This is a genomic window from Nakamurella deserti (assembly GCF_003260015.1).
Classification (GTDB): Bacteria; Actinomycetota; Actinomycetes; order Mycobacteriales; family Nakamurellaceae; genus Nakamurella; species Nakamurella deserti.
This window is the reverse complement of record NZ_QCXS01000002.1, coordinates 1,748,374-1,774,645: the sequence shown is the minus strand read 5'-3', so window position 1 is coordinate 1,774,645 and position 26,272 is coordinate 1,748,374. Positions and strand designations below refer to the sequence as shown.

Here is a 26,272-nt window from a genome sequence, read left to right as displayed (position 1 = left end):
CCGTCCCCGTGAGGGGAGGGTGGCCGGTGGCGTGCGGGGTCAGGACCTGGCGGGCCCGTCCGGACCGTCGATGCCGCTGTCGGTGTCGGAGTCGGGGGTCGTCGGCAGGTCCTCGAAGTCGGCGGCCGACAGGTCGTCGACACCGAGGCCGGCCAGCAGCTCGTTGAACTGCTTGTCCCGGGCGACGAACTCGTCCGGGCGGTCGAGGTCGGTCGAGGTGGGCAGCAGGTCGTAGTCCGACCACAGCGAGTCCCGGCCGTCGACGCCACGGGACTCGCCGAGGTCACGCCAGAGCCCGGCGGCGGCCCGCAGCTTGCGCGGGCGCAGTTCGATCCCGATCAGGGCGGCGAAGGTCTGCTCCGCAGGTCCGCCGGTGGCGCGGCGGCGACGCAGCGTCTCACTCAGGGCGCTGCCGCCCGGCAGCCGGTCGCCGATGGCGGCGCCGACGACGGTGTCCACCCAGCCCTCCACCAGCGCCAGCAGCGTCTCCAGCCGCTGGGCGATCGCCTGCTGGGCGGGGGTGGGCTCGGGCGCCACCATGCCCTGCGCGAGCTGCTGCTGCAGGGCGGCCATGTCGCTCGGATCGAACGAGGACGCCAGCTCCTCGGCGGCGGACATGTCGACGGTGATGTGCGCGGCGTAGTCGGCCACCAGCGCGACGACCTTGTCGGCCAGCCACGGCACCCCGTGGTAGAGCCGCAGGTGGGCGACCTCACGGGCGGCCAGGAACAGCCGGACCTGGTCCTCCTCGAGGCCCAGGCTGGTGCCGAACTCGGCGACCGCGCGGGGCATCAGCGCGGCGGTGCCGGTCGGCGCCAGGGGCAGTCCGATGTCGGTCGAGGTGAGCACCTCGCCGGCGAGCTGGGACAGCGCGGCACCGAGCTGGGACCCGAAGGCCATTCCGCCCATCTGGCTGAGCATGCCCAGCATCGGACCCGCCTGCGCGCGCATCTCCTCGGGCAGGGTCTCGACGAGCGCGCCGCCCATCCGGTCGGCGATGGGGGCGACCAGCTTCTCCCACGCGGGCATGGTCTGCTCGACCCACTCCCGCGGGGTCCACGCGGTGACCGTCCGGGAGGCGGCCGGGAACGCGGTGGCGCCCTCGGTCCAGACCTCGGCCAGCGCCACGGCGTCACGCACCTTGGTGATGTCGACGCCGGCCACCGGGTGGCTGGACCCCAGCTGCTGGACGGCGAGCTTGCGGGCGAGGTCGTAGTTCACCGGCCCGGTGGACGGGGTGGCCGACGACATCATGGCCCCGAGCTGGGAGAGCATCGCGCCCAGCTGGTTCATGTCGAAGCCACCCGGCATCCCGGGCACACCCTCACCTCGCCCGGACCTGTCAGAGGGGTCTTCGCTCGGCAAGCCGAATCCGAATCCGAACGGCGGTTGAGTCATGCCGACAACGGTACCGACCGGGACACCGCCGCGACGCGCCTCCGCCCGGGCAATCGGGTGCGGGACGGACCGCCCAGCCGCCTAGTGTGGGTCGTCATGTCGTGGTTCAAGGCGCTCACGGTGCGCGGAAAAGCTCTGCTGGTGGGCCTGCTGCTGACAACGGTGCTGGTCACGCTGGGTGCGACGGTGAAGATCCCCTATGTCGCGCTGGGCCCGGGCAGCACCATCAACACCCTCGGGACCTACGACGGCACGCCGATTTTCACCTTCAGCGGAACCGGGATCCCGGCGGCCGCCGACGAGCCCGAGCCGCCCGCCAGCCATCTGAACATGACGACCGTGTCGGTCACCGACGGCATGACGCTGTTCGGCGCGCTCGGCCTGTGGGCCACGGGCAACTTCACCCTGGTGCCCCGTGAGGAGCAGTTCCCGCCGAACCAGACGGTCGAGCAGGTGCAGGCCAAGAACGCCAAGGACTTCCAGGAGTCGCAGTCGGCCTCGGAGGTGGCGGCCCTGCGCTACCTGGACTACCCCGAGGTGGTCTACGTCGGGACCATCCCGGAGGGCTCGCCGAGCGCCGAGGTGCTCGACCCGCAGGACCGGGTCGTGGCCCTCGACGGCGCCCCGGTCACCGACTTCGACAGCCTGCGCGCCCTGCTGCAGTCGACGGTCCCCGGACAGGTGGTGACGGTCACCGTCGACCGGGCCGCCGGGGACGGCGCCGTGACCCGGGTGGACGCCCAGGTCACGCTGGCCGCCAACGCGGAGAGCGGACCGCAGGGCTTCCTCGGCATCGGCGCGGTGCAGCGTCCGGTCGCGACGTTCACCATCGCCAACGCACTGGCCGACTCCGGCATCGGCGGTCCGTCGGCGGGCCTGATGTTCACCCTGGGACTGATCGACCGCCTCACCCCCGGCGACCTCGCCGGCGGCCGGTTCATCGCCGGCACCGGGACCATCGACGAGAACGGCGCCGTCGGCCCGATCGGTGGCATCGTGCTCAAGCTGATCGCCGCGCGCGACGCCGGCGCCACGGTGTTCCTGGTGCCGGAGCAGAACTGCCCGGAAGCGCTGACCCGGGTGCCCGACGGCCTGACGCTGGTCAAGGTGACGACCCTCGCCGACGCGATGTCGGCCCTGGACGCGATCAACGGGGGCCGGCCCACCACCGGTTGCTGACCGGGTGGCTCACTGGAAGGTGAGCCGCAGGGCCTCCACCAGGTTGGGAGCGAGGTCCGCGCCGCGCAGCGGCGTGTCCGCGTCGTCGCCGCGGAGCCGCATCAGGCAGGCGGCGCCACCGTCGCGCAGCACCCCGACGGCCAGCCGCGCCTCGGTGCGTTCCGGGTGCACCGCCGCCACCGCGGCGGCCGCGGCGGGATCGTCGGGCAGCGCGTCCTGGGCGGACGGCGGCAGCACGACAATCTCCTGGACGAGCACGCAGCCGGCCACCGCCGGCGGCCAGGCGATCTGCTGCAACTTCTCCGGCAGCCCCGCCGACGGCAGCGGGTCCTGTGCGATCGGGGTGTAGACGACCCCCGGGTCCAGGTGCCCGGCGACCTCGGGCTGGGTGGCGATGAGCTCGGCGGTGCGCACCAGCGCGAACAGCTGCGGCTGCTGGTCCCATCCCGCGGTGCCCACGAACTCCTCCGCCTCGGACACGGCGACGGCCAGGAACGGGTCCTCGAGGAAGGCGGGGGCGGCGGGGGGGCCGGGAGGCGGAACGGAAGTCATCCCCGGATGGTGTCACGATCCGGCTGCGCTCCGGTCTCGGTAACGCTTCGGTGTCGGTCCGGCCGTTCACCGCCGACTCAGGAACTACCCCCACCTTCTCTACAGTTAGGTCAGCGTCAGCAGAAATGGACGGACCGTGAGCGCGCGTCCGTCCGCAGTACCCGTACCGGTGACGTCCGGCCCAGGCCGTCAGCAATGGACACCCGTGTCCGCCAACCAGATTTGGAGCGCCACCTGTGCAGCGGCCCCCGATAAACCTGCCGTCGATGTCCCGCCGGTCGCGGCGCGTGATCATCGCGCTGGTCAGCATCGCCGTCCTGTTCGTGCTCTGGTTCAACTTCGTCGGTATCTACGTCGACTACCTGTGGTTCTCCGAGGTCGGGTTCCAGGCCGTCTTCACCACCCAGCTGCTGAGCCGGATCGTGCTCTTCCTCATCACCGGGGTGCTGGCGGGGCTGATCGTGTTCGGGGCGATCGTGCTGGCCTACCGCTCACGGCCGGTCTTCGTGCCCACCGACGAGATCGACCCGCTGGCGCCGTACCGGATCGCCATCTCCGGGCGGCCCAAGCTGATCACCATCGGGATCTCCGCGATCGTCGGTGTCGTCTGCGGGCTGTCCGCGCAGGCCAACTGGGACACCGTCCAGCTGTGGCTCAACGGCACCAGCTTCGGTACCACGGACGCCCAGTTCGGCAACGACGTCGGCTTCTACGTCTTCGACCTGCCGCTCTACGAGCTGGTCCTGGGGTGGCTGTTCGTCATCATCGCCGTGGCGTTCTTCGTCGTCCTCATCGTCCAGTACCTCTACGGCGGCATCCGCACGACCGGCCCCGGCCGCAAGATCACCTCTGCGGCGAGCCTGCAGCTGTCCCTGCTGATCGGGGCGTTCGTGCTGGTCAAGGCGGTGCAGTACTGGTTCGACCGGTACGCGCTGCTGTTCAGCAACCGCAGCACGGTGTTCACCGGAGCCTCCTACACCGACGTGAACGCGGTGCTGCCCGCCAAGCTGATCCTGATGTGCATCGCGGCCATCTGTGCCGTCGGCTTCTTCGTCGGTGCGTTCCTGCGCTCGGTCAAGCTGCCCGCCGTCGCGCTGGCCCTGCTGGTGCTGTCCGGGGTGCTCATCGGCGGCGCCTGGCCGCTCATCCTGCAGAGCGTCCGGGTCACCCCGAACGCCATCACGCTGGAGAAGGAGTACATCGAGCGCAACATCGCCGCCACCCGCTCGGCGTACGGCATCGGCGACGACAAGGTCACCTACGTGCCCTACAACCCGCCGAACACCGGTTCGCCGGCGTCGCTGGTGGCCAGCAACGCCAGCGTCCCCAACGCCCGGTTGCTGGACCCGACGCTGCTCTCGCCGACCTGGATCCAGCAGCAGCAGAACAAGAACTTCTACAGCTTCACCAGCCAGCTCGCGGTCGACCGGTACACCGTCAACGGTGAGACCGAGGACTACATCGTGGCGGTGCGTGAGGTCGACATCAGCAAGCTCGCCGAGAACCAGCAGAACTGGATCAACGAGCACCTGGTGTACACCCACGGTGACGGTTTCGTCGCCGCCCCCGCCAGTCAGGTGTCCGGTGCCTCCACCCAGGTCGAGGGCGGTGCCCAGGGCACCGGCTTCCCGACGTACGCCGTGTCCGACCTGGCCAACAAGGGGCAGGGGCCGATCCCGGTCCAGGAGCCCTTCACCCGGGTGTACTACGGCCAGCTCGGCGCGGACTACTCGATCGTCGGGGCCGAGCCCGGTCAGGACGGCCGGGAGTACGACACCGACAGCCCCGGCTACACCTACACCGGCTCCGGCGGCGTCGACGTCGGCAACCTGTTCAAGCGCCTGGTCTTCGCCACCCAGTACGGCGAGCCCAACTTCCTGTTCTCCACCGAGCTCAACGGCGCGTCGAAGATCATGTACAACCGTGACCCGGTCGAGCGCGTGGAGAAGGCGGCGCCCTTCCTGACCACCGACACCAAGCCCTACCCGGCGGTGGTCGACGGGCGCATCGTGTGGATCGTCGACGGCTACACCACCGCGGCGAACTACCCGTACGCGCAGAACGTCAGCCTCAACACCGCGACGAACAGCTCGCAGGTCGCGCAGGGCGCGACGGCCCAGGTCGACGAGCGGGTCAGCTACATCCGCAACTCGGTCAAGGCCACCGTGGACGCCTACGACGGCACGGTGAAGCTCTACGGCGTCGACGACACCGATCCGATCCTCAAGGCGTGGGAGGGCGTGTTCCCGGATCTCATCATCCCCGGCGACCAGGCCAGCGACGACCTCAAGGCGCACTTCCGCTACCCGCAGGACCTGTTCGAGGTGCAGCGCTCGCTGCTGGCGAAGTACCAGGTCAGCGACGGCACCGAGTTCTACCAGAGCTCCGGCTTCTGGCAGGTGCCCAACGACCCGACGGTGGACGGCACCGCGGCCAGCGCCGCGCAGCCGCCGTACTACCTGCAGCTGAGCCTGCCCGGCGAGGAGACGCCCAGCTTCCAGTTGACCAGCGCACTCACCGGGTTCCAGCGGCAGTTCATGGGTGGCTACATCTCGGCCTCGTCGGACCCGGGCAACTACGGCAAGATCACCGTGCTGCGCTTCCCGGGCGCGACCACCACGCCGGGTCCCGTGCAGGTGCAGCAGGTGCTGCGCAACAACCAGGACGTCTCCCGGAACCTCACGCTGATCGGCCTGCAGAACGTCAGGTTCGGCAACCTGCTGACCCTGCCGCTGGACAACGGGCTGCTGTACATCGAGCCCGTGTACGCACAGGCGCAGGCGGCCGGCGGTCAGTCCTACCCCCAGCTCAACCTGGTGCTGGTCTGGTACGGCTCCCGGGTGGGACTGGGCAACAGCATCGAGACGGCGCTGGAGAACGCGGCCGGTAGCGCCGTCGAGCCGGTGCCCGGCGACGGTGGTGACGGCGGCGGCACCTCCGTCCCGCCGACCACCGACGACGGGACGGGTGCGCCTTCGACCACGCCGCAGGTGCCGGCCAACGCCGAGCAGGCACTGGTCGAGGTCCAGTCGGCCCTCGAGGAGGTGAAGTCCGCGCAGACCGGCGGGTCCTTCGCCGAGGTCGGTGCCGCCCAGGACCGGTTGAACACCGCGCTGAGCAACTACCTCAACCTGGTGGGCGCGGGCACCACGCCGGACGGGTCCGCGCCGACGACCGAGGCCACCGAGACGACCGAGGCGACCACGGCGGCCCCGACGACGACGGGCTGACGACCACACATCACAAACGGCGCGGCCGGGTACCCACCCGGCCGCGCCGTTCGCCGTTCCCGGGGGACCGGAGTTCGCCAGGAGCCGAAAGCCGGTGCGGCGGAACGATTTGTGTTTCCGTCGCGGGCTGACATATAGTTGAGGAGCAACGCGGGGTGGAGCAGCTCGGTAGCTCGCTGGGCTCATAACCCAGAGGTCATAGGTTCAAATCCTATCCCCGCTACCACCGCAAGACCCCCGGCCAGGCAACTGGTCGGGGGTCTTCTGCGTTACCGGGCCGTGTGCCGCGGCGCCACGGTGGGGTGTGCTGCACCTCACCCGGGCATGTGCAGCCCACGCGCCTCACCCCGGGCGGCCCGGGCACGTGCCGCCCCGGCCGGCCCCGGACACGCGCAGCTCTGGCACCCGTGCCGGCTCAGTCCGCCGCCACACCCAGCTGCCGTGCCACCGCCAGCGCGGTCCGGCGACCCGACACCAGCGCGCCCTGCGTCGACGGGGTGTCCCGGTGGTCGCCGCACACGAACAGCCCGTCGCCGCGGTCGACGGCACGACGCACGGTCAGCGGCGGCCGGGTGACCGGCAGCGCCTCGGTGACGTCGTGCCGGACCAGCAGGTCCCAACCGGAGCTCCCGGTGTCCCACAACCGGCCGGCCTCCGACCGGGCCCGGGTGTCGTCCAGGCCGGCCGCCGTCACCGCGGTGAGCTGCACCAGGTCCCGCCCGGGCGGCGCGTAGCTGGGGGCGGCGGCGGACACCACGGCGGTGTTGGCGACCGGCCCGCCGTCGCCGTCGACGCACAACAAGCGGTCGGTCGGCAGGCCCGGTGGGGCGGCGAACCACCAGGTCGTCAGGCCGCCCACCGGTCGCGGGGCGGCGACGTCGAGCGCCGTGGCGGCCGGCAGATCGGTGGCCACGACGACCGCGCGCGCGTGGACGGTGCCGTCGTCGGTGCGCACGGCGGTCCCCGGCCCGATGCCGCGCACCGCTGTCCCGGTCCGCACAGCCGTCCGCAGCCGCGTCGCGAGCTGGTCGGGGATCGCCTGCATGCCTTCGCGGGGCAGCCCCGGGGTGCCCAGCAGGAACGAGCGGACGAGCAGCCGGACATAGCGGTCCGACGCGGCCTCCGGGTCGTCGGCGAGCACGCCGCTCAGGAACGGGGCGAGGACCCGGCGGCGCAGCGGGCCGCGCACCCCCACGGCGTCCAGCGCTTCGCCGAGCGTGCGGTCCGGCCGACGCAGGCTGCGCTGCGGGGTGACCACGGTCGGCACGGCCCACCACACCAGCCCGGCGATCTCACGGACGTCGAGCAGCCCGCTGGACAGCGTCGCCGGCAGCAACCACGGCGCCCGCCGCGGGTCGCCGAGCCGCACGGTCCGGTCGGCGCGGTGCACCCGGACCCCGGCGGCGAACGGCTGCAGACCCAGCGCGGTCAGGTCGAGCTGCCGCCGGGCCTGCGGGTAGGCGGGATTGAGCAGCTGGAAGCCGACGTCGCACCGGAAGCCGTCGACGATCTCGGTCCGGATGCGGCCACCCACCCGCTCCGCCCGCTCCAGCACCTGCACCTGCAGGCCACGGGACTCCAGCTCGACCGCACAGGCCAGGCCGGCCATTCCGGCCCCGACCACCACCACATCCGGCCCCTGTCGCATGGGGCCAGCCTGCCATCAGCCGGTGGCGGGCACGGCACCGCGGCCGGGGGAGGCGGGTTGGGCGGACCGGGCGGAAACCGGTCTCAGGCGCCGAGTCGGTGGACCAGTGCGCGCCCGAGCGCCCGGCCGGACAGGAACGCCGACTCCACCCGCGGTTTCGCCGACCACGCGTCGCCGCACACCCCGACGAGGTCGTCGCCCAGGAAGTACGGCTCCTCGCGCTGCCCGGCGGGCTTGCCGAACGTCCACCGGTGCACCTGCGCGAGCACCGGTTCGGCGTCGAGGTCCAGGACCGTGCGCAGCGCGGCGGTCATCGGGTCCGCGGCTTCTGCCGGATCCTCCAGGTGGTGGCGGGCGAAATCGGGCGTGGAGTGGGCGACCAGCACCGGGGCGTCGTCGCCGCGACGGCGGCCGTCGTCGGCGATCCAGTTGATCGTCGGGTGATCGTTGACGAAGGCGCCGTCCAACGGCGTCCAGCTGCGCTCGGCGAAGATCGTGGTGAGGGCGAGCACCGGCTGGAAAGGGTCGGTCAGCGCGGTGGACACGGCCGTGAGCGCCGGCGACAGCACGCGGGCGGCCTGCGGATCGGGCATCGCCAGAACCACCGCGTCGGCGGGCGCGCCGTCCACGGTCAGAGTCCCGTCGGCCCGGTCCACCGATCCGACGTGGTGCTGGCCGCGGACCTGCAGTTCCGCGGCCAGATCGGTGACCAGGCTGCGCAGCCCCGCGGGCGCGGCCCACCGCATCGAGCCGGTCTTGCGCTCGTGACCGTCGGCGGAGTACGCGTCGAAGGTGTCCGTCCACGGCCGGGCCAGCCCGCGGCGCTCCCAGTCCCGGACCACCGCGTCGAAGGCGGCGTCGGAGACGGTGAAGTAGGAGGCGCCGGTGTCGACCGGGCGGCCGTCGTGGCGCTTGGACGCCATCCGGCCGCCGACCACCCGGCCCCGGTCGAGGACCGTGACCGCCACACCGGCCGATCGCAGTTCCCGCGCACACATGACCCCGGAGATCCCGGCTCCCACCACGACGACACCCATGCCGCCGATACTGCCAGTCGCGACTACTCCAGGGCCGCGGGCCGGTCCGGCTCGGCGAGCAGGGCCCGGGCGGCCATCCCGATGACGACGCTGTAGGTGGGGTATGCGAAGCGCACGTTCGCCAGCGTGGACACGTCGATGCCGGCGGCCATCGCGGTGGTGACCGACTGGACGACCTCGATCGCGTTCTCGCCCACCGCGTGCGCGCCGAGGATGAGCTCACGGCGACGGTCGGAGATGAGCTTGAGGAATCCGGTCTCCCGGTCGTCGATGACCGCGCGGTCCACCTTGGCGAACGGGACGGTCGCCACGACGCACGCGGGGTCGCGCTCCCGGGCCTGGGCCTCGGTCAGACCGACCCCGGCGTAGTCGGGATCGGTGAACCCGCCCGCGGGCAGCAGATGGTGCGGGGTCCGTCGGTTGGCGCCCAGCACCGCGTTCTCCGCGGCCGCCTCGCCCTCGAACTGGGCCGCCTGGACGAGCATGTCGCGCCCGTTGGCGTCACCGACGGCGAACACGTGCGGCACCACGGTGCGGAAGTACTGGTCGGCGGGGATGGCCGAGCGCACCACCTCGATGCCGGCGTCGGCCAGCCCGAGGTCTTCGACGTCGGCGGGCCAGCCGGTGGCCACGATGACGGCGTCGAAGTCGGCGGTTTCGGCGGTGTCGGCGGCGCGCCAGTCCAGGGTGATGCGGCCGTCGTCGGCGCGGGTCAGGCGGTCCACGCCCTGGATCCCGGTCCGGACGTCGACGCCCTGGTCGACGAACGCGGCCGCCACGACCGCCGAGATGGACGCGTCCGACGCGACCAGGATGCGTGGCGCCACGTCGAGCAGGGTGACCTCGGAGCCGAAGGCGTTGAAGACGGTGACGAGTTGCGCGCCGGTGTTGCCGGCCCCGATCACCGCGACGCGACGGGGGAGCGTCGGGAGGTCCAGGACGTGCTCGGGGACGGTGGCGAGCTCCGCACCCGGGATCGGCAGCCGCCGCGAGTGGCCCCCGACGCAGATCAGGATCGAGGTGGCGGTGACCCGGCGCCCGCTGTCGAGCACCAGCGTCGTGTCGTCGGCGAACCGGGCGCGGCCTTCCTGGATGAGCGTGATCCCGGCCTCGGCGAACCGCCGCGCCTCGCTCTTGATGCCGCGGACGTTGTCGACCCGCTCGCGGACCCGGGCGGCGGTGGCCGGCCAGTCCACGGACGGGTTCCCGAGCTCGATGCCGTACTCGTGGGCGTGCCGCGCGTCCCGCACCAGCCGGGCCGTCTTGGCGAGCACGCGGGTGGGCACGCACCCGGTGTTGACGCAGGTCCCGCCGAGGCGACCGGCCTCCAGCACCACCACCGTCGCACCCAGCTCGGCGGCCCGCAGGGCGGCGGCGGTGCCGGCGGGGCCGGCCCCGATCACCGCGACGTCGAAGTGGCTGAGGGTGTCCATGGGTGTCCAGACTGTCGGGCGGGTGCGGCGGTCCGCCGCTGTGTCGCTCTGCTGATGGTGGTACCCGGCGCGCGGCACCCGCGGATGCCCGCGCCGAGGTGATCCCGGCCGCTCCGCACGCCCGGAAAACGGGGAGCACACCGTCGGACCCGGCGACTACATTGCCGGGCATGAGCGAGCCGTCCGCCTCCACCCGGACGCGGTTCCCGGCGCCGTTCCTCAACGTGCTGGTCAACACGTTGTTCGTGTCGGTCATCGACTTCACCGTGTTCTTCGCCATCACCTTCTTCGTCTACCTGGAGACACGGTCGGTGTTTGCGACCGCGATCATCGCCGGTCTGTACCTGGTGACGACCGCGAGCACCGGCATCTGGTTCGGCAGCCTGGTCGACCACCACCGCAAGAAGTCGGTGATGATGCTGTCCACGGCGGCGTCGGCCGTGCTCTACGTCGTCGCCCTGGTTCTCGAGCGCACCGCCGCGCCGGGGGCGTTCGGTGATCCGGCGAGTGTGCGGCTGTGGGTCTTCGTGGTGGTGCTGATGTTCGGTGTGATCGCCGGCAACATCCGCGGGATCGCGATGCCCACCCTCGTCACCATCCTCATCGACGAGAACAGCCGCGACCGGGCCAACGGGCTGGTCGGCTCGGCCCAGGGGGTGTCGTTCCTGGTCACGTCGGTGATCAGCGGCGTGCTGGTGGCCTGGGGCGGGATGTTCGCCGTCCTCGTGGTGGCGCTGGCGGTCAACCTGCTGGCGATGGTGCACCTGTCGTGGGTGCGGGTGCCGGAGAGACAGATCGTCCGGGTCGAGGGGGCCGCGGGCAGGACCGACCTCCGCGGGACCTACCGGATGGTCCGCCGGACCCCCGGCCTGCTCGCGTTGATCCTGTTCTCCACCTTCAACAACTTCCTCGGCGGTGCGTTCATGGCCCTGATGGACGCCTACGGGCTGTCCATGGTGTCGGTCCGCGCCTGGGGATTCCTCTGGGGTGTGCTCAGCACCGGCCTGATCATCGGCGGTCTGCTGATCGCCCGGATCGGCCTCGGCGGCAACCCGGTGCGGACACTGCTGGCCGCGAACCTGGTGCTGTGGGTGGTGACGGTGGCGTTCCCGTTGCAGCCGTCGGTGCTGATGCTGTCGGTGGGGATGTACGTCTACATGCTGCTGGTGCCGTTCGTGGAGGCGGCCGAACAGACGGTGCTGCAGCGGGTGGTGCCGCTGGAGCGTCAGGGGCGGGTCTTCGGCTTCGCGCAGAGCGTCGAGCAGTCCGCGTCACCGTTGACGGCGTTCCTCATCGGCCCGGTCGCGCAGTTCCTGTTCATCCCGTTCATGACCGACGGCGCGGGCGCGGCCTGGATCGGCGGCTGGTTCGGCACCGGGCCGGCCCGCGGGATCGCGCTGGTGTTCATCCTCGTCGCGGTGATCGGGATCGTGGTCACGGCGTGGGCGCTGCGGTCCCGCTTCTATCGGCTGCTGTCGCGCCAGTACCGGGAGGCCCCGCCGGAAACGGCGGCCCCGGGCACCTCCGGCGCGGCGGTGACACTGCCGGCGGACGTCGACCGGACGGTGTGAGGCTGCGCTGACAGCGCAACACCGGAGCCGCCGTCCGGGTCGGGCCGCCCGCTAATCTCGGACTGCGCCCGCACGCGCGATCCCACGACCGCGAGGACACGCATGACCCAGCCGTCTGCCGGCCGGCCCGAGGCCCGACCGGCGATCCTGACCGTCGACGACGATCCGAGCGTGTCCCGGGCGGTGGCCCGCGACCTGCGACGCCGCTACGGCGCCGACCACCGGATCGTCCGCGCCGACTCGGGCGCGGACGCGCTGACCGCTCTCAAGGAGATGAAGCTCCGCGGCGACCAGGTCGCGATCCTGCTCGCCGACCACCGGATGCCGCAGATGAGCGGGCTGGAGTTCCTCGAGCACGCCATGGACCTGTTCCCGGGGGCCAAGCGGGTGCTGCTCACCGCCTACGCCGACACCGACGCCGCCATCGACGCGATCAACGTGGTCGACCTGGACTACTACCTGCTCAAGCCGTGGGACCCGCCGGAGGAGAAGCTGTACCCGGTCATCGACGCGATGCTGGACTCGTGGCGGGCCGCCGACCACCATCCGGTGCCGGAGACCAAGGTCGTCGGACACCGCTGGTCGGCCCGGTCCAGCGCGGTGCGCGACTTCCTGGCCCGCAACCAGATCCCGTACCGCTGGTACCTCTCGGACTCCCCGGAGGGGGAGCGGCTGCTCACCGCCGCCGGCGCGGCCGCCGACCGGCTGCCGGTGGTCATCGCCACCGGCGGTGAGGTGCTGATCGAGCCGACCGACGCGGAACTGGCCGCCCAGGTGGGTCTGTCGACGTCGGCGGCGTCGGACTTCTACGACGTGGTGGTCGTCGGCGGGGGGCCGGCCGGACTCGGGGCGGCGGTGTACGCGGCGTCGGAAGGGCTGCGGACCGTGCTGGTCGAACGCATCGCCACCGGTGGTCAGGCCGGTCAGAGCTCCCGGATCGAGAACTACCTCGGTTTCCCGGACGGGGTCTCGGGGGCCCAGCTCACCGAGCGGGCCCGGCGGCAGGCGCTGAAGTTCGGCTCGGAGCTGCTGACCACCCGGGATGCGGTGGGCGTCACCGTCAACGGTTCCGCGCGGACCGTCACCTTCTCCGACGGCGTCGAGATCAACGCCCACAGCGTCATCCTCGCGACCGGGGTGTCCTACCGGCAGCTCGCCTCGGCGCAGCTGGACGCCCTCACCGGTCGCGGGGTGTACTACGGCTCCGCGCTCACCGAGGCGAGCAACTGCGCCGGCCAGGAGGTGTTCATCGTCGGCGGCGCCAACTCCGCCGGCCAGGCCGCGGTCTACTTCGCCCGGCACGCCCGCCGGGTGGTGATGCTGGTGCGCGGCGCGTCGCTGGAGGCGTCGATGTCGTACTACCTGATCCAGCAGATCGAGAACATCCCGAACATCGAGGTGCGGACCTGCACCGAGGTCGTCGACGGCAGCGGGGACGACCATCTCGAGACGCTGACGCTGCGCAACAACGCCACCGGCGGGGTCGACACCGTCCCGGCGCAGTGGCTCTTCGTCTTCATCGGCGCCCAGCCGCGCACCGACTGGCTCGACACCGCGATCCTGCGGGACGCGCACGGCTTCATCCTGACCGGACCGGATCTCGCGGTGGAGGGGGGCCGACCGCCCGCCTGGCCGCTGGACCGGCCGCCGTACCACCTGGAGACGAGCGTCCCGGGGGTGTTCGTCGCCGGCGACGTCCGCAGCGAATCGGTGAAACGGGTGGCGTCGGCCGTGGGCGAGGGCGCGATGGCCGTCACGCTGGTGCACCGCTACCTGGCCAAGCTCTGACCGGGCGGTGCGGACGGTGGGAGCCACCGTCCGCACCGCGACGGGGTCAGTGCTCGGCGGCCTTCTCGGCGTGCGCCCCGGTGAGCGAGCGCACCTCCATCTCGGCCCACTTCGCCTTGTTCCACTCCTTGCTGGTGACGGTGCCCAGCACGGCGAACAGGAAGCCCAGCGGGATCGACACCAGACCCGGGTTGTCCAGCGGGAACCAGGAGAAGTCGATGTCCGGGTTGCTGATCAGGCTGGGGGACTTGCCCGTGGTCGGGTTCGCGGGCTTGCCGCTGACGTTCGGGGAGAAGATCAGCAGCAGCAACGCCGACCCGAGCCCGCCGTAGATGCCCCAGGTCGCGCCGCGGGTGTTGAACCGCTTCCAGAACAGCGACAGCAGGATCGACGGCAGGTTCGCCGACGCGGCGATGGCGAAGGCGATCGCCACCAGGAAGGCGACGTTGAGGCCCTGCGCCGGGATGGCCAGCGCGATCGCGACCGCACCGATCACCACCGCGGCGATCCGGCCGACCTTGACCTCCTCGTCGCCGGTGGCCTCGCCCTTGCGGATGACGTTGGCGTACAGGTCGTGCGCCAGCGACGACGAGGATGCCAGCGTGAGGCCCGCGACGACCGCGAGAATCGTGGCGAACGCGACCGCGGCGATGACCGACAGCATCACCGCGCCGAGCGTGGTGCCCTGCCCGCCGAGCGCCTCGGCGAGTTGCGGTGCCGCGGTGTTGCCGGCGGGATTGCGGTCGGTGATCTCCTTCTGACCGAGCAGCGCCGCCGCCCCGAAGCCGATGATCAGCGTCATCAGGTAGAACACCCCGATGATGCCGATCGCCCAGTTGACCGACTTCCGCGCGGTCTTGGAGTCCGGCACCGTGTAGAAGCGGATCAGGATGTGCGGCAGGCCGGCGGTGCCGAGCACCAGGGCGATGCCCAGGGAGATGAAGTCCAGCTTGGAGAACAGCGTCGCCGCGGCGTCCGCGGTCTCCTTGCCGTAGTACAGACCGGGCTCCAGGAAGCCGGACTTCCCGGAGTTCTCGGCGGCCGCCCCGAGCAGCGACGACACGTTGAAGCCGTACTTGCCGAGGACCCAGAACGTCATGATCGCCGCACCCGTGATCAGCAGCACCGCCTTGACGATCTGCACCCAGGTGGTGCCCTTCATCCCGCCGAAGACGACGTAGATGATCATCAGGACGCCGACACCGGCGATGGTCAGGTTCTTCGCCGCCGGTGAGGTGATGCCCAGCAGCAGCGAGACCAGCGTCCCGGCGCCGACCATCTGCGCCAGCAGGTAGAAGATCGACACCACCACGGTGGAGATCGACGCAGCCGTGCGGACCGGCCGCTGCCGCATCCGGAACGACAGGACGTCGGCCATCGTGTACTTGCCGGTGTTGCGCATCAGCTCCGCGACCAGCAGCAACGCCACCAGCCAGGCCACCAGGAAGCCGATCGAGTACAGGAAGCCGTCGTAGCCGTAGAGCGCAATGATGCCGGCGATGCCGAGGAACGACGCCGCCGACATGTAGTCGCCACCGATGGCCAGGCCGTTCTGGAACCCGGTGAACGAGCGGCCACCGGCGTAGAAGTCGGCGGCCGTCCGGGTCTGCCGGCTGGCCCGGATGGTGATGCCGAGGGTGATGGCGACGAACACCGCGAACAGCAAGATGGTCAGGGTGCGGTGTGAGGTGTCGGCCTCCGCCGCGGCGGCGGACAGCAGGACGGGGGCGTTCATCGCAGCGATCCCTCGATCTCCGGTCGGAGCTCCGCGGCCAGCGGGTCCATCTTCCGGTCCGCGTAGCGGGCGTAGACGATGGCGATCGCGAACGTCGAGACGAACTGCAGCAGGCCGAAGATCAGCCCGATGTTGATGTTGCCGAACACCTGCGTGTTCATGAACGGGCGCGCGTAGGCGACGAGCAGCACGTAGAGCACGTACCAGGCCAGGAACGCCACCGTGGTCGGGAAGACGAAGCGGCGCACCGCCCGTCGCAGCCGATCGAACTCCGGGCTGGCCTGGAAGGCCACCCAGTCCGGTTCGCCGGTGCCGGAGCCGCCCGTGGGCGAACTCCCCGCCGGCGTCGATGTGTCAGCCATCCGACCTCCTCGTGGGTCCGGGTCCGGGCGGCGTCGTTGCCGTCGTGGTGAGACCCGGGTGTGCACAGTGAACCTCACCATTCACGCGGAGGAGTGGAGGAACGCCGCACCGGACGGCACGCGATCCCCGACGAGCCGGGAGGACGGTGACGGCGCCGTGCCGGTCGGTGCCGCGCCCGGCCCGCGCGGGCGATTGAGCCGGCGTCGCCCTGCCGGTGATGCCGCGCTCGGCCCGTGCCCTGCCGGTCGGTGACGCACCCGGCCCGCGCGGCCGATTCAGCCGGCTGCGGACACCCTGCGGCACGCCGCGGACCGGGTGGCAAGCTGGAGGGACCCGATCCAGGAGCCCCGATGACCGCCGACACCAGCACCACCTCGGCCAGCGCACCGACCGCCGGCCCGGCACCTGCCGGCGGTGAAGCGGTGGAACGCATCGACCGGGACGAGCTGCGGTCGCTGTTCCTGTTCCGCGAGCTGTCCGACGAACAGCTCGGCTGGCTGCAGGAGCGCGGACACGTGGCGGCGTTCCCGGCCGGCCCGGTGTACGTCGAGGGCGACGAGGCGACGTGCTTCTACGTGCTGCTCGACGGCGGCGTCGCGCTGTCCCGCCGGGTCGGTGCCGACGACATCGAGGTGAACCGCACGACCCACCGCGGGGTCTACTCCGGCGCCATGCAGGCCTACCTGGAGAACCAGGTGCCGCAGGTCTACACCAGCAGTCTCACCGCGACGGAGCCGTCGCGGTTCTTCGTCCTCGACGCCGCCCTGTTCGCGGAGTTCATGCGGCAGTGGTTCCCGATGGCCCTGCACCTGCTGGAGGGGCTGTTCTTCGGCATCCGCAACATGAACGAGGCCACCGAGCAGCGGGAGCGCCTGCTGGCCCTCGGCTCGCTGTCGGCCGGGCTGACCCACGAGCTGAACAACCCGGCGGCGGCGGCGGTCCGGGCCACCTCGGCCCTGCGCGACCGGGTCGGTCACATGCGGCACAAGCTGCGGATGATCGCCGAGGGCACCTACGACCGCGAGGTGCTGGTCGTGCTCATCAAGCTCCAGGAGGACGCCACCGACCGGGTGCGCTTCGCCCCCGACCTGACGCCGCTGCAGGTCAACGACGCCGAGGACGAGCTCGGCGACTGGCTCGACGGCCACGGCATCGCCGACGCCTGGGAGCTGGCCCCGACGTTCGTCCAGGCCGGGCTGGACACCGACTGGCTCGACCAGATGGCCGGCCAGCTGCCGCCCGACGTGCTCGAGGGGGCCACCCGGTGGCTGATGTACACGTTGGAGACCGAGCTGCTGATGTCGGAGATCTTCGACTCCACCACCCGGATCTCGACGTTGGTCGGTGCGGCCAAGCAGTACTCCCAGATGGATCGCGCGCCGTTCCAGCCGGCCGACGTCAACGAGCTGCTCAAGAGCACCCTGGTGATGCTGTACGGCAAGTTCGGTGGCGGCATCACCGTGGTCAAGGACCTCGCGCCAGGGCTGCCGAAGGTGCCCGCGTACGCCGCGGAACTCAATCAGGTGTGGACCAACATCATCGACAACGCGGTGTCGGCGATGGGCGGGACGGGCACGCTGACGCTGCGCACCGCGCTGGTCGGCGACCACGTCCACATCGAGATCGGCGACACCGGACCGGGGATCCCGGCCGAGGTGCGCGGGCGCATCTTCGAACCGTTCTTCACCACCAAGCCCGTCGGCGAGGGAACGGGTCTGGGACTGGACATCTCGTGGCGGATCATCGTCAAGCGCCACCACGGGGACCTGTCGGTCACCTCGTCCCCGGGGGACACCCGGTTCCTCATCCGGCTGCCGTTGCACCCGGCCGGACACGACCTGCCGTCGCTGGACGGCGCCATCCCGCAACCCGAGGAGAGCTGACATGAGCGACCCGACCATCGACGGCATCGACGTCGCCGTGCCGCCCAGCGGCAGCGGATGCGTGGAGTGCTTGGCCGCCGGCGGCTGGTGGTTCCACCTGCGCCGCTGCGCCCGGTGCGGGCACATCGGCTGCTGCGACTCCTCGCCCGCCCAGCACGCCACGGAGCACGCCACGACCAGCGGGCATCCGTTCGTCACCAGCTTCGAGCCGGGCGAGGACTGGTTCTGGAACTACGCCGACGAGAACTTCTACGACGGACCGCGGTTGGCCGATCCGCAGTCGCACCCGGCCGACCAGCCCGCGCCCGGACCCCGCGGTGCCGTGCCGCGGGACTGGCAGGAGCACCTGCACCGCTGATCGTCACGCTGAGCGCCGATGACGGCGATTCCGTCACGCTCAGGTGATGTAGTCCTCGATTCGCGAATCTATTGTGCGGAACGCCAGACACGGAGGAGGGCTCTCGTTACGGTTGGGTGGTCTTGACGATCACCCCGAAGGAGCCCCATGTCGAAGCGAAGTGTTCTGGCCGCGTCGATCGCCGCCCTGCTGTTGGGTGTCGTGGCCCCGGCCGCAGCCGAAGCCGCGCCGGCGCCGGCGCCGGCGCCGGCGCCGGCGAAGCTGACGCTCGCGTCGTACACCGCCTCGGTTGCCGCGCCGGAGGCCCCTGCGGAGCTGTGCGACTACAACTTCCTCCAGTGCGGCTACCTGACGGTCGAGGCGACCTTCTCCGGCCTGGACCGGTTCCCGCGGCCGGCCGGAGAGGTCGGGCCGCCGGAAGGAGGCCTCTCCGGGTCCGCCGAGATCCGCCGGACCTACGGCTGCGCCGCCGAGACCGGAAAGCGGTTGCACCGCTACGACACGACGGTCACCGAGACCGTGGGACTCAACACCCGCCGCGGCACCGGTTTCACGGTGCCTCGCACCGGTGACACGCTGACCGCGACCACCTACGCCTTCTTCGACGACCGGCAGCCCGGAAACTGCCCGGCCGGTACCACCGCGACGACCTACAAGATCGTGGCCAAGAAGATCGAACTGGAGCTGGACTTCTACGTCGACGGGCTGCCCGCCGCCACCTACAAGGCGCCCGCCCGCGCCCAGTGGGTCGGCGCCGTGCCGACGCCGACCCCGGCCGCCTCCTGAGCTGATCCCTGCGCCGGTCGCCGTCCGGATCCCGGGCGGCGGCCGGCGGCCCGACCCGCTCAGGACGTGACCGGCCTGCCCTGGTCGTCCCAGTTGGCGGCGTTCTTCTTGCTCGGCTGCACGCGGGGCGGCTCGCCGGGCATTTTCGGGAAGTCGGGTGGGAACGGGAGCTCGCCCAGACCGCGTTCGGTCACGTCGGCGTCCCACAGGGCCAGGGCGGCCCGGACGTCGCCGGGGGAGTCGTGCATGGTCTCCCAGGCGTCACCGTCGGAGTCGACGATCCCGGGCACGGAGCGCACCGTGAACGCCGCCGGGTCCACCCCGTCGAGCTGATCCCACCGCAGCGGCATCGAGACCGTCGCCGCCGGGAGGGGTCTCGGGCTGTACGCCGCGGCGATGGTGCGATCCCGGTTGGCCTGGTTGAAGTCGACGAAGATGCGCCGCCCACGTTCCTCCTTCCACCACGCCGTGGTCACCAGGTCGGGCAGCCGCCGCTCGAGCTCCCGGGCGACCCCGATGACCGCATGCCGCACGTCGAGGAACTCCAGCTCCGGCACGATCGGCACGAAGACGTGGATCCCGCGGTTGCCCGACGTCTTCGGCCACGCCGTCAGCCCGATGCCGGCCAGCAGCTCCCGCAGTGCGTGCGCCGCCTCGACCGCCTCGGCCACCCCCACGCCCGGCTGGGGGTCGAGGTCGATCCGCATCTCGTCGGGCAGGTCGATGTCGGCCGCCCGCGACGGCCACGGGTGAAAGGTCACCGTGTTCATCTGGGCCGCCCACACCGCGGTGGCGATCTCGTCGATCACCAGCTGGGGATGCCGGCGACCGGACGGATAGGTGCACATCACCGACCGGGACCACGCCGGTGCGCCCTTCGGCGGGTTCTTGGAGAAGAACCGTTCTCCGTCGACGCCGCCGGGGAACCGCTCCAGGCTCACCGGCCGGTCGCCCGCGTTGCGGACGAACGCGTCGCCCACCGACACCAGGTACCGCGCGAGCTCGAGCTTGGTCACGCCGACCTCCGGCCACAGCACCCGGCCGGGGCTGCTGATCCGCACCGGACGGACCGATCCGTCGGGTGCGGCGATCTCGAGGACTTCGGCGTCGACCATCCGCCGACCCTAGACCGCACCACCGATGCTGCCCGAACGGCCGCGTCCGGAATTGCTCCGTTCGGGTAATCTCCGCGGCACCACCCGTGAACCACCGCCGAGGAGTGCCGCCATGCCCACCTACCGTGTCCGTCCGAGCAAGCAGATGGCCGTCTTCGGCGCCGTGTTCGGCGCCGTGATCGTCATCGTGGGCCTGGTGCAGATGGCGGGGAGCGACGCCGGTGGTTTCGTCTGGCTGTGGGCGGCGTTCGGTGTCGCCATCATCGCGTTCAACCTGTGGTCGGCGTTCGGCCGCCACGGCCACACCCAGACCATCACCACCGACGACGGGGACACGCCGCCGACCCGCGTCGGGCAGACGGTCGAACGCGAGCGCTGACCGGGAGGGTCCCTCGCGCACCGGGGGCACGTACCAGGGAGACTGGCCCGGTGCGCCTACCCGTGATGCCCCCGGTCTCCCCGATGCTCGCCAAGCCCGCCGCCGCCATCCCGGCCGGTCAGCTCTACGAGCCGAAATGGGACGGCTTCCGCTCGATCATCTTCCGCGACGGGAACGAGGTCGAGATCGGCAGCCGCAACGAGAAGCCCATGACCCGGTACTTCCCGGAGGTCGTCGAGGCGGTGCTGGCCAACTTCCCGGAGCGGGCCGTCATCGACGGCGAGATCATCGTGGCCGACCTGGATGGCAACACCCTGGACTTCGAAGCCCTGCAGCAACGGGTGCATCCGGCGGCCAGCCGGGTGACCATGCTCAGCAAGGCCACCCCGGCCAGCTTCGTCGCGTTCGACCTGCTGGCCGTCGGTGACGAGAACCTGATGGACGAGCCCTTCGCCGTCCGCCGCGAGCGGTTGGTCGCCGCACTGGCCGACGCCCGGCCGCCCGTCCACATCACGCCCGCCACCACCGACGGCGCCGAGGCGCAGCGCTGGTTCGACGAGTTCGAGGGAGCGGGGCTGGACGGGCTGATCGCCAAGCGGCTGGACCTGCGGTACCAGCCCGACAAGCGGGTGATGACCAAGATCAAGCACGAACGCACCGCCGACTGTGTGGTTGCGGGATACCGCACCCACAAGACCGACGACGAGGCCATCGGCTCGGTGCTGCTGGGCCTGTACGACGACCGTGGGGTGCTCGCCTCGGTCGGGGTGATCGGCGCGTTCCCGATGGCCACCCGCCGGAAGCTCTTCGCCGAACTCCAACCGCTGGTCACCACCTTCGACGGCCACCCGTGGAACTGGGCCGCGCTGCAGGAGGGGGAGCGGACCCCGCAGAAGAACGCCGGCAGTCGCTGGAACTCCGGCAAGGACCTGTCGTTCACGCCGCTGCGTCCGGAGCGGGTGGTCGAGGTGCGGTACGACTACATGGAGGGTGAGCGGTTCCGGCACACCGGCCAGTTCGTCCGTTGGCGTCCCGACCGCGACCCGGAGTCGTGCACCTACGCCCAGCTCGAGCAGGTGGTCCGGTTCAACCTGGCCGACGTGCTGTCGACCTGAGACGACGAACGGCGGCCGACGGGACCCGTCGACCGCCGTTCGTCCGTCCGTGCTCAGGCCTTGGCGGCCGCCGCGCTCAGCGCGGAGACGAAATCGTCCAGTCCCCACGGCAGCGACAGTGCGGTGGGCGGCGACACCGAGGACACCAGCGATTCACCGCTGATGGTGGCGACGGTGCCCGCCTTGATCTGCGACATCGTGGCCAGCGTCGGGTCGGCCAGGATCTCCGCGGTGCGCTCCTCGGTCGCGGCGTAGCTGAGCAGCACGTCCGAGGTGAGCTTGTCCACGTTCTCCAGGCTCAACGTGTAGAAGAAGGTCGACTCCTTGGTGTCGAGCTCGGTGACGCTCGGGGCCACTGTGAAGCCGAGGTCCTCCAGGTACTCCACCCGCGGATCGGCCGGGGTGTAGACGTAGAAGGCGGCCGGGTCGACGGCGACGGCGGCGATGGTCTTGCCGGCGAACTCGGGGTGCGCGGCCGCCGCGTCGGCGATCCGGCCGTCGATGTCGGACAGCAGCGTCTCGGCCTCGGCGGACTTGCCGAGGGCGGTCCCGGCGGTGGTGATGACGTCCCGCCACGGCGTGCTCCAGGCGGTCTCCGGGTAGGCCACCGTCGGTGCGATCGCCGACAACTTGGCGTAGTCGGCCTCGGTGATACCGGAGTACGTCGCCAGGATGAGGTCGGGGTCGGTCGCGATGATCTCCTCGAACGCCGGGGAGTCACCGGTGGTCAGGGCAGCGGGCTTGTCGCCGCCGGCCGCGGTCAGCGCCTCGGCGAACCACGGCATGAACCCGTCGGCGTCGGCGCCGTAGGACTGCTTGTCCACCCCCACCGGGACCACGCCGAGCGCCAGCGCCGCGTCGGCGGAGCCCCAGCCCAACGCCACCACACGCTCGGGGGCGGCGGGGATCTCGGTGGAGCCGAAGGCGTGCTCGATGGTCACCGGGAAGGTGGCGGCGGTGCTGCCGGACGTGCCGGCGGACGGCGCGTCCGACGAGGCGGCGGGCGCCGGGGTGGTCGTGGTCGACGCAGCCGATCCGCTGTCGCTGCCGCAGCCGGCGGCCGCGAGCAGGACGACGGCCAGGCCGGCCGCGATGACCGATCGGTGACTCCGGATGAAGGACACAGCGACTCCTCGGGATGACAGACAGGACGATTGAGCCAGGCGAGCCTAACCTAAGTTCTGCGGTGCTCCCGGTACCCGGATGCGTCGATCAGGTCACGTCCGACCGTGGCCGCGCCGTCCCTCCGGGACCACCATCGGAGTGCCGGTCACCGGGTCGCTGATGATTCGGCAGTCCAGCCCGAACGCGGACCGCACGGAGTCGGCCGTCAGCACCGCCGCCGGCGCGCCCTCGTCGACGATTCGGCCGGCGCTCATCACGACCAGGTGGTCGGCGTATCGGGCGGCCAGGTTGAGGTCGTGCAGCACCATCACCACCGTGGTGCCACTGTCCCGGTTCAGCTCGCTGAGCAGTTCCAGGACGTCGATCTGGTGCGCGATGTCGAGGAACGTGGTCGGTTCGTCGAGCAGCATCACCCGCGGGTCCTGCGCCAGCAGCATGGCGATCCAGACCCGCTGCCGCTGCCCGCCGGACAGTTCCTCGACCCGGCGGCCGATGAGGTCGGCGGTCTCGGTGGCGGTCAGTGCCGCCGCGACCACCCTCTGGTCGGCGGCCGACCACCGCCGGAACACCCGCTGGTGCGGATGCCGTCCCCGCGCCACCAGGTCGCCCACGGTGATGCCCTCGGGGGCGATCGGCTGCTGGGGGAGCAGCCCGAGCACCTCGGCGACCTCCCGGGTGGGCATCGCGGTGATACTGCGGCCGCCCAGACGCACCTCGCCGGTCGTCGCCGGCAACAGCCGGCCGAGCCCGCGCAGCAGGGTGGACTTGCCGCAGCCGTTGGCCCCGACGACGACCGTCACCCGTCCGGTCGGGATGTCGAGGTCGACGTCGTGCACCACCGTGCGCCCGTCGTAGGCCAGGCTCAGGCCGCGGGCCGAGAGCCCCGGCGGGGTGCCGGTCGTGGCCTCGGCGGTCGCCGATGTCGCGCTGGTCATCGTGGGGTCTCCCGGGTACGGCGGGCGGTGGCGAGCAGCCAAATCAGGTAGGGCCCACCGACCACGCCGGTGATTACCCCGGCCGGCACCGCCATGTCGGCGGGCAGCAGGTGCTGGGCGACGAGATCGGCGGCGACCACCATCAGCGCCCCGACCAGCGTCGCCGGCAGCAGGGCCAGCGAGCCGTCGCGGAGCAACCGGCGGGCGATGGGAGCCGCGGTGAAGGCGACGAAGGCGATGGGGCCGGCCGCGGCGGTGGCCAGCGACGCGAGCCCCACCCCGACCGCGATGACCAGCAGCCGGGACCGGGCCGGCCGCACCCCGAGCGCGGTGGCGGTGTCGTCACCGAGCCGCAGCGCCTGCAGGGCCCGCGCGCAGGGGATGGTCGCCACCAGCAGCACGGCGAGCAGCACGGCCAGCAACCGGTTCATCGCGGGGTCGGCCTGCGCGACGCTGCCGGCCAGCCACTGCAGCGCCGTCTGGGCCTGCTGCACCTGGGTGCGGGTGAGCAGGTAGCCCAGGACGCTGCCGGCCAGATAGGCGACGCCGATGCCGGCCAACACGAACCGGAAGCCGGCCAGGCCACCGCGGGCGGCGACCACCCACAGCAGGCCGCCGACGAGGAAGCCACCGGCCAGGGCCATCCCGAAGACCCAGGGGCCGGTGAGTCCCAGGCCCAGGATCGCCAGCACCGCGCCGACGCTGGCCCCCTGCGTGATACCGATGATGTCGGGGCTGGCCAGCGGGTTGCGCAGCACCGACTGGAACAGCGCCCCGGCCAGGCCGAACGCCGCCCCGGCGAGCAGCGCCAGGATCAGGCGGGGCAGCCGCAGGCCCTGCACGACCAGCGTCGACCGGCGGTCACCGTCCCCCACCAGCGCACCCAGCACCTGCCCCGGCGACAGACTCACCGAGCCCAGCATCAACGCGAGCAGCCCGGCCGCCACCAGCGTGACGGTCAGCGCGACCGCGACGATCCAGTGCCGGCGCCGCCGGTCGGACCGGCTGCGCAGCAGTGCGGTGTCGGCCTGCCGGACCGCCTCGTCCAGGCTCATGCGGCGACGTTCCGGCTCCGCCGGACCAGCACGATCAGCACGGGCGCGCCGATGAACGCGACGACCAGGCCCGCCTCCATCTCGCCGGGCAGCGCGATGAGCCGGCCGATGATGTCGGCGGTGAGCAGCAGCACCGGGCCGAGCAGTCCCGAGAGCGGCAGGATCCAGCGGTGGTCGGGCCCGGCGACGAAGCGGGCGACGTGCGGCACCATCAGCCCGACGAAGGCGATCGGCCCCACCATCGAGGTGGCCGCGCCGCACAGCAGGATGACCGAGCCGATGATCACCAGCCGTCCGCGACGGAGGTCCTGCCCGAGCCCGCGGGCGACGTCGTCGCCGAGCGCCATCACGTTGAGGGTGCGGGACGAGGCCAGCGCGAGCACCGCCCCGACCGCGACCGCGGGGGCGGTCCAGGTGAGCACCGACAGCGGCCGGTTGACCAGCGAGCCGACCTGCCAGAACCGGTACTCGTCCAGGGTGTGCTGGTCGGTGAGCAGGACCAGGGTGATCAGCGAGGTCGCGACGGCGGTGAACGCGGCGCCGACGAGCGCCAGCTTGACCGGGGTGACCCCGTCCCAGCCGAGGGAGCTCACCCCGTACACCAGCAGGGACGCGATGCCCGCACCGGCGAAGGCGAACCAGAGGTACCCCTCGACGGTGCTCACCCCGAAGACGCTGATGGCGGTGACCACGAACAGCGACGCGCCGGAGTTGACGCCGAGCAGCCCGGGATCGGCGATCGGATTACGTGTCACACCCTGCATCAGCGCGCCGGCCAGCCCGAGGGCGATGCCGCCGACGAGACCGACCAGGGTGCGCGGGATGCGGAGCGTGCGGACGACGTCGTGGTCGGCGTTGCCGGTGACCGGGTCGACCAGCGCCGCCCAGACGACCCCCGGGGACAGGCTGCGGGCGCCGAGCAGCAGGCTGGCGGCGGTGACCGCGAGCAGGACCAGGAGCAGGGCGGCGATCCCGACGACCCGGCGCCGGGTGGTCCGGGGGCGGACGGCCAGCTCGTCCCCGGCGACCGCGGGCACGGCTTCGACGACGGTGGCCACGTACCCTCCGGAGCTCGGGCCGGCGGTCGCCGACGGTCAGCTCCGAGCGTAACTGAGGGTTGGCTAACCTCAGCGCCGGTGTGATCGGTCGGCGGTGCCGGGGTCGTCCCGAGCGGGCCGCACGAACCACCAGGCGCAGGCGGCGAGGAACAGGCTGGTCCCGGCGAGCATGCCGCCGAGACCCGGTAGCCACCCACCTGTGTCGTCGGACCCGGTGACCAGGTACCGGCCACCGAGGACGCACACGGTGGCGCCGATCGAGGTCCGGACGGCACGGACGACGCCCGGACCCGTCCGCTCGACCGGGGTGTTCGCCCACACGCCGGGCACCCGGCGAATCGCCGCGACGAACGCGAGCGGCGCCGTGACCGCGACCGCCAGGACGACCAGCACCCCGAGCGTGATCCGCTCGTGGGTGGTCCCGGCGGTGAACCACAGGCCTGCGGCGGCCACGACCCCGACCAGCTGTGGCGCGAACAGACCCAGCGGCAGAACGGGCCGTCCGTCCCGCCGCCCGGGGGTCATGGGG

The 26,272-nt window shown here is 71.7% G+C and carries 22 protein-coding genes and 1 tRNA gene; 10 read left to right on the top strand and 13 right to left on the bottom strand.

Translation table 11 applies throughout. The features are described 5' to 3' along the window. Positions 1-39: 39 nt before the first annotated feature. Positions 40-1,311, bottom strand: a complete 1,272-nt coding sequence (locus DB033_RS08105) for a zinc-dependent metalloprotease (RefSeq protein WP_240615879.1) — start codon at positions 1,309-1,311, stop codon at positions 40-42. A gap of 183 nt (positions 1,312-1,494) precedes the next feature. Between DB033_RS08105 and DB033_RS08100 the strand changes: the two genes are divergently transcribed. Further along, a complete protein-coding gene (locus DB033_RS08100; RefSeq protein ID WP_111767329.1) occupies positions 1,495-2,577 on the top strand; it encodes a YlbL family protein in 1,083 nt (360 codons plus the stop codon). Between the two features lie 9 nt (positions 2,578-2,586). On the opposite strand, the gene DB033_RS08095 is transcribed toward DB033_RS08100, so the two are convergent. After that, positions 2,587-3,129: a PPA1309 family protein gene (locus DB033_RS08095; RefSeq protein ID WP_170315495.1), complete on the bottom strand. Its 543-nt coding sequence runs from the start codon at positions 3,127-3,129 to the stop codon at positions 2,587-2,589. A 236-nt stretch (positions 3,130-3,365) separates the two neighbouring features. Between DB033_RS08095 and DB033_RS08090 the strand changes: the two genes are divergently transcribed. Together DB033_RS08090 and DB033_RS08085 are read left to right on the top strand one after the other, a co-directional pair. Further along, complete coding sequence (locus DB033_RS08090) at positions 3,366-6,359, top strand: UPF0182 family membrane protein (protein ID WP_276309198.1); 2,994 nt, start codon at positions 3,366-3,368, stop codon at positions 6,357-6,359. Between the two features lie 149 nt (positions 6,360-6,508). Further along, positions 6,509-6,585 (top strand) — tRNA-Met (locus DB033_RS08085). A gap of 189 nt (positions 6,586-6,774) precedes the next feature. Here DB033_RS08085 and DB033_RS08080 read toward each other — a convergent pair. The 3 genes from DB033_RS08080 to DB033_RS08070 form a co-directional block, all read right to left on the bottom strand. Next, a complete protein-coding gene (locus tag DB033_RS08080) occupies positions 6,775-8,007 on the bottom strand; it encodes an NAD(P)/FAD-dependent oxidoreductase (protein ID WP_111766235.1) in 1,233 nt (410 codons plus the stop codon). Positions 8,008-8,090: 83 nt separating this feature from the next. After that, positions 8,091-9,044: an NAD(P)/FAD-dependent oxidoreductase gene (locus tag DB033_RS08075; protein WP_111766234.1), complete on the bottom strand. Its 954-nt coding sequence runs from the start codon at positions 9,042-9,044 to the stop codon at positions 8,091-8,093. A gap of 23 nt (positions 9,045-9,067) precedes the next feature. After that, the gene (locus tag DB033_RS08070) at positions 9,068-10,477 is read right to left on the bottom strand and encodes a dihydrolipoyl dehydrogenase family protein (protein ID WP_111766233.1); all 1,410 of its coding nucleotides are present in this window, start codon (positions 10,475-10,477) and stop codon (positions 9,068-9,070) included. A gap of 170 nt (positions 10,478-10,647) precedes the next feature. Here DB033_RS08070 and DB033_RS08065 point away from each other — a divergent pair, with 170 nt between their 5' ends. Next, positions 10,648-12,048, top strand: coding sequence for an MFS transporter (locus tag DB033_RS08065; RefSeq protein ID WP_111766232.1), 1,401 nt, complete (start codon positions 10,648-10,650; stop codon positions 12,046-12,048). Between the two features lie 102 nt (positions 12,049-12,150). Continuing rightward, complete coding sequence (locus DB033_RS08060; protein ID WP_111766231.1) at positions 12,151-13,836, top strand: NAD(P)/FAD-dependent oxidoreductase; 1,686 nt, start codon at positions 12,151-12,153, stop codon at positions 13,834-13,836. Positions 13,837-13,882: 46 nt separating this feature from the next. On the opposite strand, the gene DB033_RS08055 is transcribed toward DB033_RS08060, so the two are convergent. Both DB033_RS08055 and DB033_RS08050 read right to left on the bottom strand, forming a co-directional pair. Next, the gene (locus DB033_RS08055) at positions 13,883-15,571 is read right to left on the bottom strand and encodes a solute symporter family protein (protein ID WP_111766230.1); all 1,689 of its coding nucleotides are present in this window, start codon (positions 15,569-15,571) and stop codon (positions 13,883-13,885) included. Then, positions 15,568-15,933 (bottom strand): DUF485 domain-containing protein, encoded by a 366-nt coding sequence (locus DB033_RS08050; protein ID WP_111766229.1) that lies wholly within the window; start codon positions 15,931-15,933, stop codon positions 15,568-15,570. The genes DB033_RS08055 and DB033_RS08050 overlap by 4 nt, the downstream gene beginning before the upstream one ends. A gap of 351 nt (positions 15,934-16,284) precedes the next feature. On the opposite strand from DB033_RS08050, the gene DB033_RS08045 reads away from it, so the two are divergent. From DB033_RS08045 to DB033_RS08035, 3 genes are all read left to right on the top strand, one after another. Next, positions 16,285-17,817, top strand: coding sequence for an ATP-binding protein (locus DB033_RS08045; RefSeq protein WP_111766228.1), 1,533 nt, complete (start codon positions 16,285-16,287; stop codon positions 17,815-17,817). 1 nt (position 17,818) lies between these two features. Continuing rightward, complete coding sequence (locus tag DB033_RS08040; protein WP_111766227.1) at positions 17,819-18,175, top strand: UBP-type zinc finger domain-containing protein; 357 nt, start codon at positions 17,819-17,821, stop codon at positions 18,173-18,175. A 147-nt stretch (positions 18,176-18,322) separates the two neighbouring features. Then, complete coding sequence (locus DB033_RS08035; protein WP_111766226.1) at positions 18,323-18,961, top strand: hypothetical protein; 639 nt, start codon at positions 18,323-18,325, stop codon at positions 18,959-18,961. Between the two features lie 59 nt (positions 18,962-19,020). Here the strand turns inward: DB033_RS08035 and ligD are convergent, their stop codons facing one another. Next, entirely contained in the window at positions 19,021-20,076 is a 1,056-nt protein-coding gene (ligD, locus tag DB033_RS08030; RefSeq protein WP_170315494.1) for a non-homologous end-joining DNA ligase, read from the bottom strand. 112 nt (positions 20,077-20,188) lie between these two features. Here ligD and DB033_RS08025 point away from each other — a divergent pair, with 112 nt between their 5' ends. Beyond that, positions 20,189-20,455 (top strand): hypothetical protein, encoded by a 267-nt coding sequence (locus DB033_RS08025; RefSeq protein WP_205843717.1) that lies wholly within the window; start codon positions 20,189-20,191, stop codon positions 20,453-20,455. Between the two features lie 50 nt (positions 20,456-20,505). Then, positions 20,506-21,570: an ATP-dependent DNA ligase gene (locus DB033_RS08020; RefSeq protein ID WP_111766225.1), complete on the top strand. Its 1,065-nt coding sequence runs from the start codon at positions 20,506-20,508 to the stop codon at positions 21,568-21,570. Between the two features lie 53 nt (positions 21,571-21,623). Here the strand turns inward: DB033_RS08020 and DB033_RS08015 are convergent, their stop codons facing one another. From DB033_RS08015 to DB033_RS07995, 5 genes are all read right to left on the bottom strand, one after another. Next, complete coding sequence (locus tag DB033_RS08015; protein WP_205843716.1) at positions 21,624-22,694, bottom strand: iron-siderophore ABC transporter substrate-binding protein; 1,071 nt, start codon at positions 22,692-22,694, stop codon at positions 21,624-21,626. Between the two features lie 93 nt (positions 22,695-22,787). Beyond that, the gene (locus DB033_RS08010) at positions 22,788-23,630 is read right to left on the bottom strand and encodes an ABC transporter ATP-binding protein (RefSeq protein ID WP_111766224.1); all 843 of its coding nucleotides are present in this window, start codon (positions 23,628-23,630) and stop codon (positions 22,788-22,790) included. Further along, on the bottom strand, positions 23,627-24,685 hold the full coding sequence (locus DB033_RS08005; protein WP_111766223.1) for a FecCD family ABC transporter permease: 1,059 nt from the start codon (positions 24,683-24,685) through the stop codon (positions 23,627-23,629). Before DB033_RS08005 ends, DB033_RS08010 begins: the two co-directional genes overlap by 4 nt. Beyond that, a complete protein-coding gene (locus DB033_RS08000) occupies positions 24,682-25,743 on the bottom strand; it encodes a FecCD family ABC transporter permease (RefSeq protein ID WP_240615786.1) in 1,062 nt (353 codons plus the stop codon). The genes DB033_RS08005 and DB033_RS08000 overlap by 4 nt, the downstream gene beginning before the upstream one ends. 69 nt (positions 25,744-25,812) lie before the next feature. Next, the gene (locus DB033_RS07995) at positions 25,813-26,268 is read right to left on the bottom strand and encodes a hypothetical protein (RefSeq protein ID WP_111766222.1); all 456 of its coding nucleotides are present in this window, start codon (positions 26,266-26,268) and stop codon (positions 25,813-25,815) included. Positions 26,269-26,272 lie beyond the last annotated feature (4 nt).

Bases quoted from the DNA above. Each gene is read 5' to 3' on its own strand.
- DB033_RS08055 (WP_111766230.1), bottom strand. From the start codon at position 15,571: ATGAACGCCCCCGTCCTGCTGTCCGCCGCCGCGGCGGAGGCCGACACC.
- DB033_RS08080 (WP_111766235.1), bottom strand. From the start codon at position 8,007: ATGCGACAGGGGCCGGATGTGGTGGTGGTCGGGGCCGGAATGGCCGGC.
- DB033_RS08100 (WP_111767329.1), top strand. From the start codon at position 1,495: ATGTCGTGGTTCAAGGCGCTCACGGTGCGCGGAAAAGCTCTGCTGGTG.
- DB033_RS08025 (WP_205843717.1), top strand. From the start codon at position 20,189: ATGCCCACCTACCGTGTCCGTCCGAGCAAGCAGATGGCCGTCTTCGGC.
- DB033_RS08060 (WP_111766231.1), top strand. From the start codon at position 12,151: ATGACCCAGCCGTCTGCCGGCCGGCCCGAGGCCCGACCGGCGATCCTG.
- DB033_RS08095 (WP_170315495.1), bottom strand. From the start codon at position 3,129: ATGACTTCCGTTCCGCCTCCCGGCCCCCCCGCCGCCCCCGCCTTCCTC.
- DB033_RS08075 (WP_111766234.1), bottom strand. From the start codon at position 9,044: ATGGGTGTCGTCGTGGTGGGAGCCGGGATCTCCGGGGTCATGTGTGCG.
- DB033_RS08070 (WP_111766233.1), bottom strand. From the start codon at position 10,477: ATGGACACCCTCAGCCACTTCGACGTCGCGGTGATCGGGGCCGGCCCC.
- ligD (WP_170315494.1), bottom strand. From the start codon at position 20,076: ATGGTCGACGCCGAAGTCCTCGAGATCGCCGCACCCGACGGATCGGTC.
- DB033_RS08065 (WP_111766232.1), top strand. From the start codon at position 10,648: ATGAGCGAGCCGTCCGCCTCCACCCGGACGCGGTTCCCGGCGCCGTTC.
- DB033_RS08010 (WP_111766224.1), bottom strand. From the start codon at position 23,630: ATGACCAGCGCGACATCGGCGACCGCCGAGGCCACGACCGGCACCCCG.
- DB033_RS08035 (WP_111766226.1), top strand. From the start codon at position 18,323: ATGTCGAAGCGAAGTGTTCTGGCCGCGTCGATCGCCGCCCTGCTGTTG.
- DB033_RS08045 (WP_111766228.1), top strand. From the start codon at position 16,285: ATGACCGCCGACACCAGCACCACCTCGGCCAGCGCACCGACCGCCGGC.
- DB033_RS08050 (WP_111766229.1), bottom strand. From the start codon at position 15,933: ATGGCTGACACATCGACGCCGGCGGGGAGTTCGCCCACGGGCGGCTCC.
- DB033_RS08005 (WP_111766223.1), bottom strand. From the start codon at position 24,685: ATGAGCCTGGACGAGGCGGTCCGGCAGGCCGACACCGCACTGCTGCGC.
- DB033_RS08105 (WP_240615879.1), bottom strand. From the start codon at position 1,311: ATGCCGGGTGGCTTCGACATGAACCAGCTGGGCGCGATGCTCTCCCAG.
- DB033_RS08040 (WP_111766227.1), top strand. From the start codon at position 17,819: ATGAGCGACCCGACCATCGACGGCATCGACGTCGCCGTGCCGCCCAGC.
- DB033_RS07995 (WP_111766222.1), bottom strand. From the start codon at position 26,268: ATGACCCCCGGGCGGCGGGACGGACGGCCCGTTCTGCCGCTGGGTCTG.